Source organism: Xenorhabdus sp. IM139775 (genome assembly GCF_028598745.1).
GTDB lineage: Bacteria > Pseudomonadota > Gammaproteobacteria > Enterobacterales > Enterobacteriaceae > Xenorhabdus.
Genome location: NZ_JAQRFK010000002.1, coordinates 14,934 through 32,856 on the forward strand (window position 1 = coordinate 14,934; position 17,923 = coordinate 32,856).

The 17,923-nt window shown below is 47.8% G+C and carries 14 protein-coding genes; 10 read left to right on the forward strand and 4 right to left on the reverse strand.

The genetic code is table 11. The annotated features are described in order from the left end of the window. The first annotated feature begins 109 nt into the window (after window positions 1–109). The 4 genes from PSI17_RS00630 (at window position 110) to rluA (ending at window position 6,857) form a co-directional block, all read left to right on the forward strand. Window positions 110–367: a Txe/YoeB family addiction module toxin gene (locus tag PSI17_RS00630; RefSeq protein WP_273550091.1), complete on the forward strand. Its 258-nt coding sequence runs from the start codon at window positions 110–112 to the stop codon at window positions 365–367. Between the two features lie 202 nt (window positions 368–569). After that, window positions 570–2,912 carry a DNA polymerase II gene (locus PSI17_RS00635; protein WP_443255984.1) on the forward strand — a complete coding sequence of 781 codons (2,343 nt, stop codon included), beginning with the start codon at window positions 570–572 and terminating at the stop codon, window positions 2,910–2,912. Between the two features lie 188 nt (window positions 2,913–3,100). Next, complete coding sequence (gene rapA / locus PSI17_RS00640; RefSeq protein ID WP_273550093.1) at window positions 3,101–6,010, forward strand: RNA polymerase-associated protein RapA; 2,910 nt, start codon at window positions 3,101–3,103, stop codon at window positions 6,008–6,010. Between the two features lie 193 nt (window positions 6,011–6,203). Next, the gene (rluA, locus tag PSI17_RS00645; RefSeq protein ID WP_273550094.1) at window positions 6,204–6,857 is read left to right on the forward strand and encodes a bifunctional tRNA pseudouridine(32) synthase/23S rRNA pseudouridine(746) synthase RluA; all 654 of its coding nucleotides are present in this window, start codon (window positions 6,204–6,206) and stop codon (window positions 6,855–6,857) included. A gap of 57 nt (window positions 6,858–6,914) precedes the next feature. Here the strand turns inward: rluA and djlA are convergent, their stop codons facing one another. After that, the gene (gene djlA, locus PSI17_RS00650; RefSeq protein WP_273550095.1) at window positions 6,915–7,739 is read right to left on the reverse strand and encodes a co-chaperone DjlA; all 825 of its coding nucleotides are present in this window, start codon (window positions 7,737–7,739) and stop codon (window positions 6,915–6,917) included. Window positions 7,740–7,921: 182 nt separating this feature from the next. Between djlA and lptD the strand changes: the two genes are divergently transcribed. From lptD to apaH, 6 genes are all read left to right on the forward strand, one after another. Next, on the forward strand, window positions 7,922–10,279 hold the full coding sequence (gene lptD / locus PSI17_RS00655; RefSeq protein WP_273550096.1) for an LPS assembly protein LptD: 2,358 nt from the start codon (window positions 7,922–7,924) through the stop codon (window positions 10,277–10,279). A gap of 64 nt (window positions 10,280–10,343) precedes the next feature. Then, entirely contained in the window at window positions 10,344–11,645 is a 1,302-nt protein-coding gene (gene surA / locus PSI17_RS00660; RefSeq protein WP_273550097.1) for a peptidylprolyl isomerase SurA, read from the forward strand. Window positions 11,646–11,658: 13 nt separating this feature from the next. Then, window positions 11,659–12,651, forward strand: coding sequence for a 4-hydroxythreonine-4-phosphate dehydrogenase PdxA (gene pdxA, locus PSI17_RS00665; protein ID WP_273550098.1), 993 nt, complete (start codon window positions 11,659–11,661; stop codon window positions 12,649–12,651). Then, entirely contained in the window at window positions 12,644–13,459 is an 816-nt protein-coding gene (gene rsmA, locus PSI17_RS00670) for a 16S rRNA (adenine(1518)-N(6)/adenine(1519)-N(6))-dimethyltransferase RsmA (protein ID WP_273550099.1), read from the forward strand. Before pdxA ends, rsmA begins: the two co-directional genes overlap by 8 nt. A gap of 36 nt (window positions 13,460–13,495) precedes the next feature. Then, a complete protein-coding gene (apaG, locus tag PSI17_RS00675; protein WP_045972618.1) occupies window positions 13,496–13,873 on the forward strand; it encodes a Co2+/Mg2+ efflux protein ApaG in 378 nt (125 codons plus the stop codon). A 5-nt stretch (window positions 13,874–13,878) separates the two neighbouring features. Beyond that, window positions 13,879–14,697 carry a bis(5'-nucleosyl)-tetraphosphatase (symmetrical) ApaH gene (gene apaH / locus PSI17_RS00680; RefSeq protein ID WP_273550152.1) on the forward strand — a complete coding sequence of 273 codons (819 nt, stop codon included), beginning with the start codon at window positions 13,879–13,881 and terminating at the stop codon, window positions 14,695–14,697. 87 nt (window positions 14,698–14,784) lie between these two features. Here the strand turns inward: apaH and folA are convergent, their stop codons facing one another. From folA to PSI17_RS00695, 3 genes are all read right to left on the reverse strand, one after another. Further along, window positions 14,785–15,270 carry a type 3 dihydrofolate reductase gene (gene folA / locus PSI17_RS00685; RefSeq protein WP_273550100.1) on the reverse strand — a complete coding sequence of 162 codons (486 nt, stop codon included), beginning with the start codon at window positions 15,268–15,270 and terminating at the stop codon, window positions 14,785–14,787. A 267-nt stretch (window positions 15,271–15,537) separates the two neighbouring features. After that, window positions 15,538–16,971, reverse strand: a complete 1,434-nt coding sequence (gene ftsP / locus PSI17_RS00690) for a cell division protein FtsP (protein WP_273550101.1) — start codon at window positions 16,969–16,971, stop codon at window positions 15,538–15,540. Between the two features lie 196 nt (window positions 16,972–17,167). Beyond that, on the reverse strand, window positions 17,168–17,902 hold the full coding sequence (locus PSI17_RS00695) for a 1-acylglycerol-3-phosphate O-acyltransferase (RefSeq protein WP_273550102.1): 735 nt from the start codon (window positions 17,900–17,902) through the stop codon (window positions 17,168–17,170). Between the last annotated feature and the right edge of the window lie 21 nt (window positions 17,903–17,923).

Consider the following 17,923-nt stretch of genomic DNA (forward strand, 5'->3'; position numbering starts at 1 on the left):
TGCGTTCTCCTGCTAACGCTCGTCATTTGATGGATTCAATAGACTCTCTTAATAAAGGTAAAGGTAAAGGTAAAGGTAAAGGTAAAGGTATTAAAAGGGAAATTCAGGAATGAATTTAATTTCCACAGATGAATCATGGAGTGATTACCTTTATTGGCAGCAGATAGATAAAAAAATGGTTAAGCGTATTAATGATCTAATTAAAGATATTAAGAGAACTCCATTTACCGGAATAGGGAAACCTGAACCATTGAAACATAACTTAGCCGGTTTTTGGTCACGTAGAATCACAGAAGAACATCGATTAATTTATCGTGTAACCGAAAGTAATTTGGAAATAGCGTCCTGCCGTTATCACTATGATTAAAATAAATTCGTTATAAATCACATTGCAAAATTGTAAATCAATTCTTTGCGCCTCGTGCTACAGGGAAATGATAAAAGGCTCTGTCCATCTCAAATTTTTATCCAAAAAATACTGTATAAATAACCAGATTTAATGCTATGATTGAAGTGGTTTTCGCAAAATGAAATAGGGTTTATTTATCACAAGATAAAATATTATGCAGATAAATCACGCTGAACAAGGTTTTATCCTAAGCCGTCATTGGAAAGAGACACCCTCGGGTATCGAATTGGTGTATTGGCTGGCGACGGAGGCGGGTGCACGCCGTATCACGATCCCGCGCCAAAAAGCGGTTGCCTTTGTTCCTCAACACGATCTGCCTAAAGTAACACCGTTGCTGGCACAAGAACGGCACTGCGAACTGAAAGCCCTGCCATTGAAAGATTTCCAGCGCCAACCGGTTTCTGCCTTGTATTGCCGGCAATATCGTCAATTGCAACAACTGGAAAAAGTCCTTAAACAGCAAGATGTCCCGCTCTACGAAACCGATATTCGTCCTCCCGATAGGTTTATGATGGAGCGCTTTATTACTGCTCCCGTTTGGTTCAGCCAGAAACCCGACGGCAGTTATCAAATGAAGCCCAATCCCACTTATCGGCCTGATTTGAAATGGGTGTCACTGGATATCGAAACCAGCCAACACGGAGAGTTGTATTCCATTGGCTTGGCCGGATGCGGTGAGAAAACCGTATTGATGTTAGGGCCGGAAAACGGGACGCCCCAAGATCTCGATTTCAAACTGGAGTATGTTGCCAGTCGTCCGATGATGCTGGAAAAACTCAATGAATGGCTGGCTGATTATGATCCTGATGCCATTATTGGCTGGAATCTGGTTCAGTTTGATTTACGGGTGTTACAACAACATGCTGAACGCTATAACGTGCCGTTAAGATTCGGGCGCCATCAGGCGTTGCTCGAATGGCGAGAACACGGTTTTAAACCAGGGCACTTTTTCGCCTCGGCAGAAGGTCGCCTGATTATTGATGGCATTGATGCCCTGAAAACCGCCACCTGGAATTTTCCCTCTTTCAGCCTTGAATACGTCGCGCGCGAACTGTTAGGGGAAGGGAAAGCCGTCGATAATCCTTATGACCGCATGGATGAGATCAATCGTCGCTTTCAGGAAGATAAGCCCGCCCTCGCCCGCTATAATTTGCAAGACTGCATTCTGGTCAATCGTATTTTTGAAAAGACGGATTTGATGGCTTTCCTCTTGGAACGCGCCACAGTGACAGGATTGGCGGTCGATCGCAGCGGAGGATCTGTCGCGGCATTCACTCATCTTTATCTGCCAAGAATGCACCGTATTGGCTATGTTGCTCCCGTTCTGCCAACTTATTCCGATGACAACAGCCCTGGTGGTTTCGTGATGGATTCGTTCCCCGGGTTATACGATTCGGTGTTGGTGCTGGATTACAAAAGTCTCTATCCTTCGATTATCCGCACGTTTTTAATTGATCCGGTCGGGCTGGTTGAAGGTCTTGCCAATCCTGACAGCAAACAGTCCGTGCCCGGTTTTCGTCAGGCGCTTTTCTCCCGAACACAACATTGCCTGCCGGAGATTGTCACCCAAATCTGGCATGAGCGTGAAAAAGCCAAAAAGCAGCAGAATGCGCCGCTTTCCCAAGCCCTGAAAATTATTATGAATGCGTTTTATGGTGTGCTTGGCGCTTCCGGCTGCCATTTTTTTGATCCTCGCCTGACGTCATCCATTACTCTGCGTGGTCACAAAATCATGCACCAAACCCGTGAGTTAATCGAATCACAAGGCTATCAGGTGATTTACGGCGATACAGATTCAACCTTTGTCTGGCTAAAACACCCTCATTCAGAAGAAGACGCCTGTCAAATCGGGCATTCCCTGGCACAATTTGTCAACCAATGGTGGCAGGATCACCTCAAAACTGAATTCAATCTTGAAAGTGTGCTGGAATTGGAGTTTGAAACGCATTATCGGCGTTTCCTGATGCCAACGGTACGGGGCGCAGAGCAAGGCAGTAAAAAACGTTATGCCGGATTAAGCGGGGATAAGGTGATTTTCAAAGGGCTGGAAACGGTAAGGACTGACTGGACGCCACTGGCACAAATATTCCAGAAGGAGTTATACACCCTGATTTTTCATCAACAACCGCATCGACATTATATTCGGGAATATATCGCCAAGACACTGGCCGGTGAGTTTGATGATCGTCTGGTTTACCGTAAGCGGCTACGCCGTCAGTTGTCTGATTACCAGCGTAATGTTCCTCCCCATGTGCGGGCGGCTCGTCTGGCGGATGCGTATAATCAACAGCATCACCGTCCGCTACAGTACCAAAACGGCGGTTGGATCAACTACATCATCACTCAGGCAGGTCCTGAACCCTTGGAAAACCCAACCTCGGCACCCGATTATGCACACTATATCAATAAACAGTTGAAACCGATTGCCGATGCCATCCTGCCCTTTATTCAAGATGACTTTATGCCCCTGCTAACAGGGCAAATGAGCATCTCTTTCGAGTAATGGATATTTTTGCAGGTGACGGCTTGCCCTGCTTCAATTAACATAGCGCCCCTCTAATGGGCTACTGCACTTTTGTGAGCCCGTTTTCAAAACCTATGCAATCGATATCCAAAACAATCGATATCCAACAAAAGCAGCCATCCTGCAACCATAAATAACATTGTCAACAGAAAACTGAGCCAAAATTTATGCCATTTACTCTTGGTCAACGCTGGATAAGCGATACAGAAAGCGAACTTGGATTAGGAACCGTCGTGGCGCTTGATACGCGCATGGTGACGTTACTTTTCCCTGCCAGCGGAGAAAACCGCCTTTACGCACGCAATGACTCCCCCATCACCCGCGTTATGTTTAATGTGGATGATACCGTGACCAGTCACGAAGGCTGGAAACTCAAGATCAGTGACGTCCAACAAGATAATGGCCTGCTGATCTATGTTGGTACTCGTCTGGATACGGAAGAAGAAAATATCTGCTTGCGGGAAGTTTTCCTGGATAGCAAGCTGACGTTTAACAAACCACAGGATCGCCTGTTTGCCGGTCAGATTGACCGCATGGATCGCTTTGCTTTGCGTTTTCGCGCCCGTAAACACCAAAGCGAGCAGTTCCGGCTGGCAGAAAGTGGACTGCGTGGTATTCGTGCCAGTTTGATCCCTCATCAATTACACATTGCCAATGAAGTGGGCAAGCGTCACGCGCCGCGTGTCTTGTTGGCGGATGAAGTCGGTCTGGGCAAGACCATTGAAGCCGGTATGATTATCCATCAGCAATTGATGGCCGGACGTGCTGACCGTGTGTTAGTCATTGTGCCAGACAGCCTGCAACACCAGTGGCTGGTCGAAATGCTGCGCCGTTTCAATCTGCGCTTTTCCCTGTTTGATGATAGCCGATACAGCGAAGCGCTGCATGACAGCGATAATCCGTTTGAAACTGAACAGTTGATTATCTGTTCCCTGGATTTTGTTCGCCGCAATAAGCAGCGTTTTGAACTGCTGCTGGAAGCAAGCTGGGATTTAATGGTGGTGGATGAAGCTCACCATCTGACATGGAGCGAAAAATCCCCCAGCCGCGAATATCAAGTTATCGAACAATTGGCAGAGCAAATCCCGTCAGTTTTACTGTTAACGGCAACCCCGGAGCAATTGGGGCAAGAGAGTCACTTTGCCCGCCTGCGCCTGCTGGACCCTAATCGTTTCCACGATTATCAGGCTTTTATTGATGAACAACAGAAATACCGCCCTGTCGCGGATGCCGTCACGTTACTGTTGTCCGGTGAAACCCTGAAGAATGACCAGCAAAATACCATTGTCGAACTGATCAGCGAGCAGGATATTGAACCGCTGCTGAAAGCCGCAAACAGCCATCAGGATGAAGAGAGCGACAATGCCCGCCGCGAACTGATCACCATGTTGATGGATCGCCACGGCACCAGCCGACTGCTTTTCCGTAATACCCGTGGTGGTGTGAAAGGCTTCCCGCATCGTGAATTGCACGAGATCAAGCTACCCTTGCCAGCCCAATATCAGACGGCAATCAAGGTGTCTGAAATCATGGGCGCCAAAAAGACGGTGGAAGCCCGCGCCAAAGATATGCTCTATCCTGAGCGGATCTATCAGGAATTCGAAGGGGAAAACGCCACATGGTGGAATTTCGATCCCCGCGTAGAGTGGCTGATGGGTTTCTTGCTGGCAAATCGCGATGAAAAAGTGCTGGTGATCTGTGCCAAAGCAGAAACGGCGCTGCAACTGGAGCAAGTTTTGCGTGAACGCGAAGGCATCCGCAGTGCTGTGTTCCACGAAGGCCTGTCCCTGCTGGAGCGCGACCGGGCTGCCGCTTACTTTGCTTCTCAAGAAGAGGGCGCACAAGTGCTGCTCTGTTCTGAAATTGGCTCAGAAGGCCGTAACTTCCAGTTTGCCAATCAGCTTGTCATGTTTGATTTGCCCTTCAACCCTGATTTGCTGGAACAGCGTATCGGTCGTCTGGATCGTATCGGCCAATGCCGTGACATCAAGATCAGTGTGCCTTATCTGGAAAATACGGCGCAATCCATTCTCCTGCGCTGGTATCACGAAGGTCTGGATGCCTTTGAGCACACGTGTCCAACCGGCCGCCCCATCTATGACAAATATTATGAAACTCTGGTGAATTTCCTCGCCAAGCCAAATGAGCAAACGGGCTTCAATGAGTTTATTGCGGAATGTCGCGAGCATCATGAGAAGCTGAAACAGCAACTGGAACAAGGGCGTGACCGTCTGCTGGAGATGAACTCTAACGGCGGCGAACAAGGCCAGAAACTGGCGGAGAAGATTGCTTCACAGGATAAAGACACAGATCTGGTGAATTTTGCCCTGAATCTGTTTGATATCATTGGTATCAATCAGGAAGATCGCTGCGACAATATTATTGCCCTGCATCCCTCCGATCATATGCTGGTGCCGGATTTCCCCGGCTTACCCCAAGATGGCTGCTCCATTACGTTTGACCGTGAAAAAGCCCTGTCCCGCGAAGATACTCAGTTCCTTAGCTGGGAACACCCCATCATTCGCAATGGCCTGGATTTAATCCTGTCAGGCGATACGGGCAGTTGTGCCGTTTCCATCCTGAAAAACAAGGCACTGCCGGTCGGAACGTTGTTGGTTGAGTTGATTTACGTTGTTGAAGCCCAAGCGCCGAAGCACCTGCAATTGACCCGTTTCTTGCCACCAACGCCTGTGCGCCTCCTGCTGGATCTGAAAGGCACCAATCTGGCGCCTCAGGTAGAATTTGAAAGTTTCAACCGCCAGTTAAATGCCATCAACCGCCATAACGCCAGCAAGCTGGTGAATGCGGTACAGAAGGAGGTTCACGCGATTTTGCAACAATCTGAACCGCTGGTTGAAAAGCAAGCGCGTGGGTTGATTAAGACGGCGAAGAAAGAAGCCGATGAAGCGCTGTTGACCGAATTGTCACGCATGGAAGCCCTGAAAGCGGTTAACCCGAATATCCGTGATGATGAGCTGGACGCGATTAAATCTGAGCATAAACATGCGCTGCTTAATCTTGATCAAGCAAACTGGCGTCTGGATGCCATTCGTTTGGTGGTGGTTTCTCATCAATAAGAAAGTAAAAGCGATTGGCTAACGGTAAACTCAGGGGTATTCTCCACGATATTCCCCTGAGTTTTATCTCACATACGTTTTATCTCACATACATTTTATCTCACATACTAAGCCAGATGCTGATAGAATGCGCCCCGTCATTTTTCCGACTCGATTTTTTCCAACTCGATTTTTCCAACTCACTGGAGCCACTATGCTGGAGTCTTATCATCCCCCGACTGATCCTTGGCTACATGTGCTGTATCAGGATGAGCACATTATGGTTGTCAATAAACCCAGTGGATTACTTTCTGTGCCGGGTAAAGCAGAAGAGCACAAGGACAGTATCATGACGCGGGTACAAGCTGAATTTCCCGCAGCCGAATCCGTTCATCGATTGGATATGGCGACCAGCGGGATCATGGTCGTCGCGCTGACGAAAGCCGCCGAGCGTGAGTTAAAACGTCAGTTCCGTGAGCGTGAGCCGAAAAAAGTCTATATCGCGCGGGTCTGGGGAAAGATGGCGCAAGAAAAAGGATTGGTGGATCTGCCCTTAATCTGCGACTGGCCGAATCGCCCGAAACAAAAAGTCTGTTTTGAAACGGGCAAGTCAGCTCAAACTGAGTATCAGGTTCTGGCGTATGAAGCTCAGGCAACCCGTGTCAGGCTGGCACCGATCACAGGCCGTTCTCATCAGCTTCGCGTACATATGCTGGCACTTGGCAACCCTATTCTGGGTGATACGTTCTATGCTCACGCGCAGGCAAGAGAACTGGCCCCGCGCCTGCAATTACATGCCCAAGCGCTATTTATCACCCACCCCGCTTATGGCACGCCAATGCATTTTGAGTGTGAAGCGGATTTTTAACGAAAACGCTTGTTTTAACAGATATGATTGTTTTGATGAATATGATCGCTATAAACGTTATTTAAAGCCTTTCTCTTTTTTGATCAAATCATAGGCGGCTTGGATAGACTGCGCTTTTTGTTTCGCCAGTTCCATCATTTCTGGTGGTAAACCTTTTGCCACCAGCTTATCGGGATGATGCTCACTCATCAGTTTTCGATAAGCGCGTTTAATGGTTGTGGCATCATCCTGTTCCTTGACAGCCAGCACCTTACAGGCATCTTCCAGTGTCGCACGGGGCTGCCCGGGGGCGTGATAATGCCCATGCTGCTGGTATTGCCCACCCTGCTGGTGCCCATCGAAATGGCGTCCCCCCTCCATCATGGCAAGAAATTGCTCAAACTGAATGCGGGAAATCCCTAACTCTTCAGCGATCACAAACAGCACCTTTCTTTCATTGGGATGCAGTTCGCCATCCGCAAATGCGGCTTGTAGCTGAATTTCCAGAAACATGCGGATCAGGTCAAAACGGCCAAAGCAAGCACGGCGTAATTGTCGCAAGGTTTCACGCAAAGGAAATTGAGGCTGCTTGCCTTCACGGAATGCCTGCTGTGCGGAAAGACGAGCTTCACCATGCAGTTGCATCCTGTTCATCAGTTGGCTGGCAAGTTGGATATCCGTTTCGGTTACCCGCCCTTTTGCTTTGGTCAGGTGCCCCAGTACCTGAAAAGTGCTGCGGAAAAACAGCGCCTGCCGGGTTGGGCCTTTAGGGGTTCTGCCCAGTTTTTGCAGCCTGATTTTGTCAAGCAGGTGACCCAACAGCAAGCCAATCACAATTCCCCAAAAACCAGCACCAGACGCGATCCCGAATATCAATCCGAATAATTTTCCCCAATACTGCATATCGTCTTCAATTCCCCAATGCCCTGAGCGCTATTTTGCATTATCATACTATCCATTAGGCTTTGTGCCTAACAACAAGATTAGCAAAGTTAAACTTTATTCTGGCGCATCTCTCTCAACTACGTTAGTCTCTGAGCGTTTGCCGGCACGATGCCTCTGATGACGGAACCGCATAAACATCTATGAATAAATGTTATCCTACCCTGCTGGCCACAATGGTATGGGCAGCACTTTACAGTCAGCAAGCTCATGCTGACCTTGCAGCGCAATGTATGTTGGGTGTCCCTGCTTACGATAAGCCGATTATCACAGGTGATCCTAATAAACTGCCAATTTACATTAAGTCCGACGATACTCACGGTGAATATCCCAATGCGGTTGAGTTTATTGGCAATGTTGATATCCAACAGGGCAATAAAACGCTGATAGCCGATAAAGTCCGGCTCGAACAGACTCAGGATCAAGAACCTGTCCGCACGGTGACCGCCGTCGGTAATGTCAGCTATGATGACCCTCAGATTATCCTGAAGGGGCCACGCGCTTGGGCCAATCTGAACAATAAAGATACCGACGTGGAACAAGGCAAGTACCAGATGGTTGGCCGCCAAGGACGGGGTAGCGCAGATAAGATGATGCTGCGTGATGAGAACCGCTATACCATCTTGAATAATGGGATATTCACGTCCTGTTTGCCCGGTAATGATAGCTGGAGCGTCGTGGGTTCTGAGGTGATCCTTGACCGTGAAGAGGAAGTCGCTGAAATCTGGAATGCCCGTTTTCGCATTGCCAATGTGCCGGTGTTTTACAGCCCTTATTTGCAATTGCCCATTGGGGATAAACGCCGTTCTGGTTTCTTGATCCCCAACGCCAGTTTTTCCAATAAAGATGGTTTCCAATTCCTGCTGCCCTATTACTGGAACATTGCCCCCAACTATGACGCCACGATCACCCCGCATCTCATTACGATGCGCGGTTTAAAGCTGGATAATGAGTTCCGTTACTTAACCAAGGCGGGTTCAGGTACTGTTGCCCTGGATTGGATTGGGCGTGACCGTCTGTATAAAGAGGATAAAGAACTCAATGCCAGGCCGGAGCGGGAGAGTAACAGCCGTTGGTTATTCTACTGGAACCACAGTGGTGTCATGGATCAGGTTTGGCGTTTCAGCGCTGACTATACCAAAGTCAGTGATCCAAACTACTTTAATGACTTCACGTCACAATACGGTTCCAGTACCGATGGTTATGCCGCCCAGAAGTTCAGTATTGGCTATGCCCAGAAAAACTGGAACACCACACTGACCACCAAACAGTTCCAGATCTTTACGCCGAGTGAAAGCAAAAAAGCCTATCGGGCTGAACCCCAACTGGATCTCAATTATTATAAGAATGCGCTGGGGCCATTTGATTTTCATGCCTACGGCCAGATAGCGAAATTTACCAGTGTTGGCAATCTGTGGCCAGATGCAACACGCTGGCATTTTGAACCTGCCATTAACTTGCCCCTCTCTAATGGCTGGGCGAGTATCAATAATGAATTTAAGTTGATGGCAACGCATTACGAGCAGGATCTTACTGATACCATCCAAAATAATCCGCAAACGGCTGGGTTGGAGAGATCGGTAAACCGGGTTCTGCCTGTGTTTAAATCAGATGCGAAAATGGTGTTTGAACGCGCCATGTATTTTAACCAGAACTATACCCAGACGCTGGAGCCGCGCGTTCAATATCTCTATGTCCCTTATAAAAATCAAAAAAATATCAACAACTTTGATTCTTCCCTGCTGCAATCGGACTATAACGGATTGTTCCGCGACCGTTTTTACAGTGGCTTGGACCGCATTTCATCAGCCAATCAATTTACCACGGGTGTGACAACCCGCATTTATGATGAAGATTTAGTTGAACGTTTTAGCCTGTCCGTAGGTCAAATCTACTACTTTGAACGCCCACGTACCGAAGATACCGACGCTATTTCAGGTGGTAAGGATATCATAGGAAATAAAAAGGGAACGGGAGCCACAACATGGGCTGGAGATGTACACTGGAAAATCAATGATTCCTGGGGCTTCAAAGGCGGGCTGCAATACGATAATCGCCTGGGCAGCCTGACGATGGGTAATGCCGTCATGGAATACAGCCATGATGCTGACCGCATATTGCAATTAAACTATCGTTTTGTCGATCGGGACTATATTCAAGCGACTCTCGGACAATTACCGGCTTATCAGCAAGGGATTTCTCAGGTTGGCATGGTGGCAAGCTGGCCATTATCAGATCGTTGGGCGTTTGTCGGGGCTTATTACTACGATACGAAAGAAAAACAGCCAGCCAGCCAGATGGTCGGCCTGCAATACAACACATGCTGCTGGGCGGTTAATGTGGGTTATGAACGCAAGATCACCGACTGGCGCTTCGACAGCAGCCAATATGACAATAAATGGTCATTCAATGTTGAACTTCGTGGCTTAAGTAACAATCATAGTTTAGGTAGTCAGAAAATGTTGCAGCAAGGTATTCTTCCATACCAACGCGCATTCTGATACCGATAAACGCAATGTAAACAAAATAACCCCGCCAAGGCGGGATTGATATGATGGGAAATGTATGAAGAACTGGAGATCGCTCATTTTCGGATTGATGTTTTCAGTAAACTCTGTCGCAATGGCCGCTCCGCAAGAGCTTAATAAGGTCGCTGCCGTTGTTAACAATGATGTCGTACTGGAAAGTGATGTCAACAGCCTTTTACAATCCGTTAAACTGAATGCAAAACATGCAGGCCAGCAAATACCGGATGAGAAAGCATTGCGTCATCAGATCCTTGAGCGCCTGATTACGGATGATATTATTCTGCAAATGGCCGACCGGATGCAGATAACAATTCCTGATCAAGCCTTAGATTCTGCGATCACAAATATTGCGGCCCAAAACCATTTGAGCCTTGCCCAGTTGAAACAAAATCTGACCGCAGAAGGGATTAACTTTGATACCTACCGTAATCAGATCCGCAAGGAAATGCTGATTGCGGAAGTCCGTAATAACGAAGTACGCCGCCGCGTCACTATCCTGCCACAGGAAGTGGATTCGCTGGCTAACCAAATCAGCAGCCAAAATAGTCAGGACAGTGAGTTAAATATCAGCCAGATCCTGATCCCCCTGCCGGAAAATCCAAGTCAGGAGCAAGTCGAAAAAGCAGAAACCACGATCCAAAAAATCTTGTCTGAACTCAAGAATGGCGTGGATTTCGGCAAATTGGCGCTCACCTATTCCGGTGATAGCCAAGCCCTGAAAGGGGGTAATATGGGCTGGAGCAAATTGCAAGAATTGCCATCCCTGTTTGCTGCACAGCTCCAATCTGCACAGAAAGGTCAGGTTGTTGGTCCAATCCGCTCCGGTGTTGGCTTCCACATTTTGAAAGTGAATGACATCCGTGGCGGTCAGACGTCAATTGCCGTCACCGAAGTCAATGCTCGCCATATTCTGTTGAAAACATCTCCAATCTTGAATGACGATCAGGCACGCAACGAGTTGATGCAGCTCAGGGAAGCGATCTCAAGTGGTAAAATTTCCTTCGAAGAAGCCGCAAAAGAGCACTCTGAAGATCCCGGTTCAGCCTTGCGCGGTGGGGAATTGGGTTGGAATTTGCCGAGTGCTTACGATCCGGCTTTCCGTGATGCACTGATGAAACTGCAAAAAGGTGAGATCAGCCAGCCTGTTCACTCCTCTTTCGGTTGGCACTTAATTCAACTGCTCGATAGCCGCAAAGTTGACAGAACCGATGCGGCACAGAAAGATCGTGCTTATCGCCTGCTGTTCAACCGTAAATTCAATGAAGAGGCACAAAGCTGGATGCAGGAATTACGCGCCTCCGCTTATGTGAAAATTTCTGATAGTAGTGATGCACAATAAATAAACAGTAGCGATGCACAACAATAAACCCATCATCATTACCCCCGGCGAGCCAGCCGGGGTTGGCCCTGACTTAGTTATTGCCCTTGCTCAAAACGCGTGGCCGATACCACTGGTTGTTTGTGCCGACCCGGAGCTGATGCTTTCACGGGCCAGGCAACTGAATTTACCCCTGCAACTACACCCTTATTCCCCTGAACAGACGTCTTTATCACAAGCTGCCGGCACCCTGACGATCCTGCCTGTTGATCTTCAATCCCCGACGGTTGCCGGGGAACTAAACCGAAAAAACGGTACTTATGTCACGGAAACGTTAGCAAAAGCCTGCGATGGTTGCCTGAGTGGAGAGTTTTCAGCGTTAGTGACCGGGCCTGTGCATAAGGGTGTCATTAATGATGCAGGCGTTCCTTTTACCGGACATACTGAGTTTTTTGCTGACCACAGCCAATGCCCAAGGGTGGTCATGATGTTGGCAACAGAAGAGCTGCGGGTAGCACTGGCAACAACGCACCTGCCCCTTCTGGATGTCCCGGACGCGATTACCTTTGATTCCCTGCGGGAAGTCATCACGATCCTCAATCACGATCTAAAAACGAAATTCGGTATCCCTCGTCCCCATATCTATGTTTGCGGCCTGAATCCCCATGCAGGTGAAGGAGGACATATGGGACATGAAGAAATCGATGTCATCATTCCCGCCTTAGACAGCCTGAGGGCGGAAGGTATATGGCTGGAAGGTCCGTTGCCTGCGGATACGCTGTTCCAGCCCAAATATTTAGATCATGCCGATGCCGTGCTTTCGATGTATCACGATCAAGGACTGCCCGTGTTAAAATACCAAGGTTTTGGCAGGGCAGTGAATATTACTCTGGGCCTGCCATTTATCCGAACTTCTGTCGATCATGGCACAGCACTGGAGCTGGCGGGGACAGGTCAAGCTGATGTGGGTAGTTTTATCACCGCATTGAATCTAGCAATTAAAATGATACAAAACAGTAATGAATAACAAAGTCCATCAAGGGCACTACGCCCGTAAACGTTTCGGGCAAAACTTTTTAACCGATCAATTTATCATTGAGAGTATTGTCAATGCCATGCACCCACAGGTCGGCCAAGCCATCGTGGAAATCGGCCCAGGTCTGGGTGCACTGACTGAACCAGTGGGTGAACGCATGGATAAAATGACTGTCGTCGAACTTGACCGTGATTTGGCGGCTCGCCTGCATGTTCATCCCAAACTGAAAGATAAGCTGACAATCATTCAACAAGATGCAATGACGGTTGATTTTGATCAGATTGCCAAAGAGCACGGGCAGCCCCTGCGCGTATTTGGCAACCTGCCTTATAACATTTCTACCCCGTTGATGTTCCATCTTTTCAGCTATACTGATGCTATCGCTGATATGAACTTTATGTTGCAGAAAGAAGTCGTGAATCGTCTTGTTGCAGGTCCCGGCAGTAAAGCCTACGGGCGTTTGAGTGTAATGGCACAATACTACTGTCAGGTAATACCGATTCTTGAAGTACCGCCCACGGCATTTACACCCGCGCCGAAAGTGGATTCTGCTATTGTGCGTTTGATCCCACACAAAAACAGTCCTTATCCTGTTCAGGACATTCGCATGTTAACCCAGATCACCACTCAGGCATTTAACCAACGGAGAAAAACGCTCCGCAATAGCCTTGGATATCTTTTTTCTGCTGAACAGTTAGCTGAACTGGGCGTTGATCCCGGTACGCGGGCCGAAAACATCTCTGTCGAGCAATATTGTAAGATGGCAAACTGGTTATCATCTCAACCTAAAGTGGCCTAAACCAATCAGCAAGCGTTGCAGCAACAGGAGGCACCTATGCTCAATGAACCAAGGGTTTATATTCAAGTACAAAGTACTTATGTAGAAAGCCAATCACAGCCGGAACAACAACGTTTTGTGTTTGCTTATACAATATCAATTCGCAATCTTGGGCATTCCCCTGTGCAACTGCTTAGCCGTTACTGGCGTATTACCAACAGTGATGGCCACCAAACCGAAATTCAAGGGGAAGGGGTTGTGGGAAAACAACCTTTGATCCCGCCGGGAACAGAATATCGCTACAGTAGTGGCGCTATTTTGGAAACCCCTTTGGGAACAATGGAAGGCCACTATGAAATGGTTGATCACGATGGTCGTTCGTTCCGTGTCGCCATTCCCGTGTTCCGGCTGGCTATTCCAACACTGATAAATTAATGATTATGGCGACATACCTTATTGGCGATATTCACGGTTGTTATCGTGAATTTCGCGCTTTGTTAGAGCAAGTCGATTTTAATCCCAGTGAAGATACTCTATGGCTGACAGGCGATCTCGTCGCCCGTGGCCCGGATTCATTGGCCGTACTTCGTTATATCAAGCAGCTCGGTTCCGCAGTGAAGCTCGTGCTGGGCAATCATGACCTTCACCTGTTGGCGGTTTACGCTAAAATCAGCCGCAATAAACCGAAAGATTTGCTGGCTGAATTACTCGCCGCACCGGATATTGATGAGTTGATCAATTGGTTGAGAAAACAGCCCGTGTTGCAAATCGATGACGAACTGAAACTCGTTATGGCACATGCAGGGCTGACCCCGCAATGGGATTTGGCAACCGCCAAAATATGCGCCCGTGAAGTGGAAGCCATTCTTCGCAGTGACAGTTACCCCTTGTTTCTCAACGAAATGTATGGGGATATGCCGAATAACTGGACGCCAGCGTTAAGTGGTCTTGCCCGATTGCGTTACAGTACCAATGCCTTGACCCGAATGCGTTATTGTTTTCCCAACGGTCAACTGGACATGAGCTGTAAATCCAAACCAGAAAATGCCCCTGCGCCACTGAAACCTTGGTTCAAATTACCGCGCCGCATTCCTGAAGATTACTCCATTGCCTTTGGGCACTGGGCTGCACTGGAAGGTCAGGGCACACCTGCCGGCATTTACGCGCTGGATACGGGGTGTTGTTGGGGCGGGAAATTGACCTTGCTCCGTTGGGAGGATAAACAGTATTTCCGTCAGAAGTCATTATTCACTAAATGATAAGAAATGATAAGAAATGGTAAGCCTGAAACGGTATCTGAACGGTGACGCCGGAGTGCCTCAAAGCACTCCGTGCGCAAGGTTGGCTCACTCTCGGCGTTCCAGAACTTCAAAACAATAGCTATGTGAATTGTGTTCATCTGCGTCGTGGTATTCGGTAAAGGTTGAATTCCACTCATCAGGCTCATAATCAGGGAAATGCGTGTCACCAATCACTTCCGCATCAATATGCGTCAAATACATACGGTGAGCCAGAGGAATAAACTGCTCATATATTTTTCCCCCTCCCATCACCATGACTTCTTCAACATCACCAGCGGCGGCCAAAGCAGCGTCAATAGAGCTTACCCAAGTAACCCGATCATCACTGGCAGGTTGACTGCTGATCACGATATTCAGACGCCCCAGTAAAGGACGACCAATCGACTCATAAGTCACTCGCCCCATGACAACCGGCTTTCCGAGCGTATTACGTTTAAACCAGGCTAAATCACCCTGCAAAGCCCATGGCATGGCGTTCTCCATCCCAATAACCCGATCCATAGCCATCGCAGCAATCAAGCTGATAATCATTAAATCACCTTACAGCCAAGTAGTATGAAAGTTTGGGACACTATACGGAAAGGGTTACTCTCAGTCGATAAGATTAGTCACTTATTCCCACAAATAGTTAGTTCGCACATAAATTGTTAAACAATCCATTGTTTAACAACCTATTACTTCATAAATAAGCACCAAAATAACAACCTTACTCAATTTTACAGAATATCTGTCTAATATTTACCTAAAACCCACCGGAAACCGTGGTGGAATCGGATTCAACCCGTGACGGATTTTCATTTAGACGCCAGCAGGATTAACCAGCAACTGCCCGGCCACGCCACTGTCTGCCATCTCCAATATCTGGCTGTAGTACATGAAAGGAAAATGCGCATAAGACGGCTGCATCATATTCACCAGCAATTCAGCCCGCCCCTCAATCCAAATGGTATCTTTCCAGCCATAATCCTGTGGCTCTGGACGATGACCATTCAGGCTGATGACTTTAAACCTTGCCCCTTCAATATGGAAAGGCTGGGGCATTGACGCTGTGACTATCCAACGTTCCCATGCGCCTTGCTGACTGGTGATATCGATTCGGTTCTCATTCAGCAGTGAACCATTAATCCCTTGTGAATAAGTCCCTAAGTCAATCTGACGACTGCGAATGGCGGCGTTGATCTGTGGATTATCGACGACGAGCTGAGTCGGTAATTGATCGGTCACCAAAGGCAGCAGCCCGCTGGCTTTCAGGGTTAATACCGTGGTTGACAGTAGTTTGGTTGAAGGCTCAAACAAGCCTTTCAAACGATCGATGACCCCCGCAGATTCCCCTGCGGTCATGGTCACACTCTCCACTTTCGACATATCAATCAAGACCTCACGGCGCTCTCCCGGTGCAAGTGACAATAACTGTACCGTCACAGGGGCAGGCAGCAAACTTTGATCAGTCGCGATCATGTAGAAAGGACGCCCATCACTGAGCTGTAATTGATATCGTCGGGCATTGGACGCATTCAATAAGCGTAATCTGACCCAACCCCTGGGCACTTCCACGAAAGGATTTCTGACGCCATTCACAACCAACGTGTCGCCAAGAAAACCTTGATTCGCTGGCGGGTTGTATTGTGGCACACCAAAATTATCTAACCGCTTATCTTGCAAAATAATCGGAAAATCATCGACACCATAATGTTTGGGTAAAGGCAGACGCTGGCTGCTTTCATCTTCCACCAGCCACATACCGGCAAGACCAGCATAAACATGCTGTGCCATGCGGTTTGGGGTGTTGGCATGATACCAACAGGTCGTTGCAGGCTGATCTATCGGGATAACCGGCGACCAACTTTCGCCCGGCAATATCAAACGGGACGAACCGCCCATCAGGGTGCCCGGCACCAGTAATCCCCCGACTGTCATGGAAACCGATTTTGACAACCGATTGCTATATATCAGTTTGACATCATCCCCTCGACGAACCCGGATCGTTGGCCCTAAATAACGTCCGTTGATACCCCAGACTTGGGTCTTATTATGAGTCTTATTAATACCATTAAACGACCAAGTGGCTTCTTGTATGGACAGAAACAGGGGTTTCCCTCTTCGGGGTTCCAGTAAGGGAGGAATCGGCAATGCTGTTTGTTGATCTTTATTGGCACGAACCACAAAAGGAAGCGCCCCTAAACACATTGCCAAACCAGAAGCCTGAATAAACTGGCGCCGACTCAGTGACATATTTTCTCCACAGAAGGAATAGTCTCTCTACGACAGAAATAAGTTTGAAACTCTCAGATATACAATCTCAGGTATGCAATTCAAATAATGACTGGGATGAATACCCCGATATTGTGGCTATCAGGATTTATTATTCTATCGATTGCGTTTAATAAAAACGTTAATTTATTAAACGCAATCATATCGCGATCCTTATTCAGTTTCCACGCTGATTAAGTTTCTCAACTTCTTTATCCAACTCTTCGATTTTCGTTTGCATCATTTGCCGGCAGTGTTCAGCCAATTCACGCACCTGATCTTTGGTATATTTCGTGGTGTCAATTGGCGGCAACATTTCAACAATAACGGTGCCATTATTCCAGCGATTCAGTTTTATTTTATCATGTGTTGAAGAGACACAGACGGGCACGACAGACACACCTGCGGCAATGGCGGCATGAAACGCCCCTGTTTTGAAAGGCATCAGTCCACGGCCACGACTGCGCGTTCCTTCCGGGAACATCCAAACCGAAACCCGATTTTTTTTGATCTGATTGACCACCTGTGAAATCGTGCCATGGGCTTTTGTCCGATTGTCCCTGTCGATCAAAATATTCCCTGTCAGCCAATAAAGCTGGCCAAAAAAGGGGATCAAAACCAGACTTTTTTTGCCCACCGTAACAGTTCGGGGTTGTACTGCATTCGACATGGTAATCATGTCGAAATTGTTTTGGTGATTGCCGATATAAATGCTAGGCCCATATTCCTGGGCGTCCGCCGGAATACGTTTCAGCAAATTAATACCAAACACTTTATGCAATTTGCCAAATGCGCGACCAAAGGTCATCACATGACTTGGATGGCGTGGTCGGAATAAACAGTAAATACATCCAAAAATAAAGAGCAGTATCGTAAACAGAATAACAATAATTCCCCGAATAATTGCTAGCATAGTGGCCTCTTTCTGAAAGGC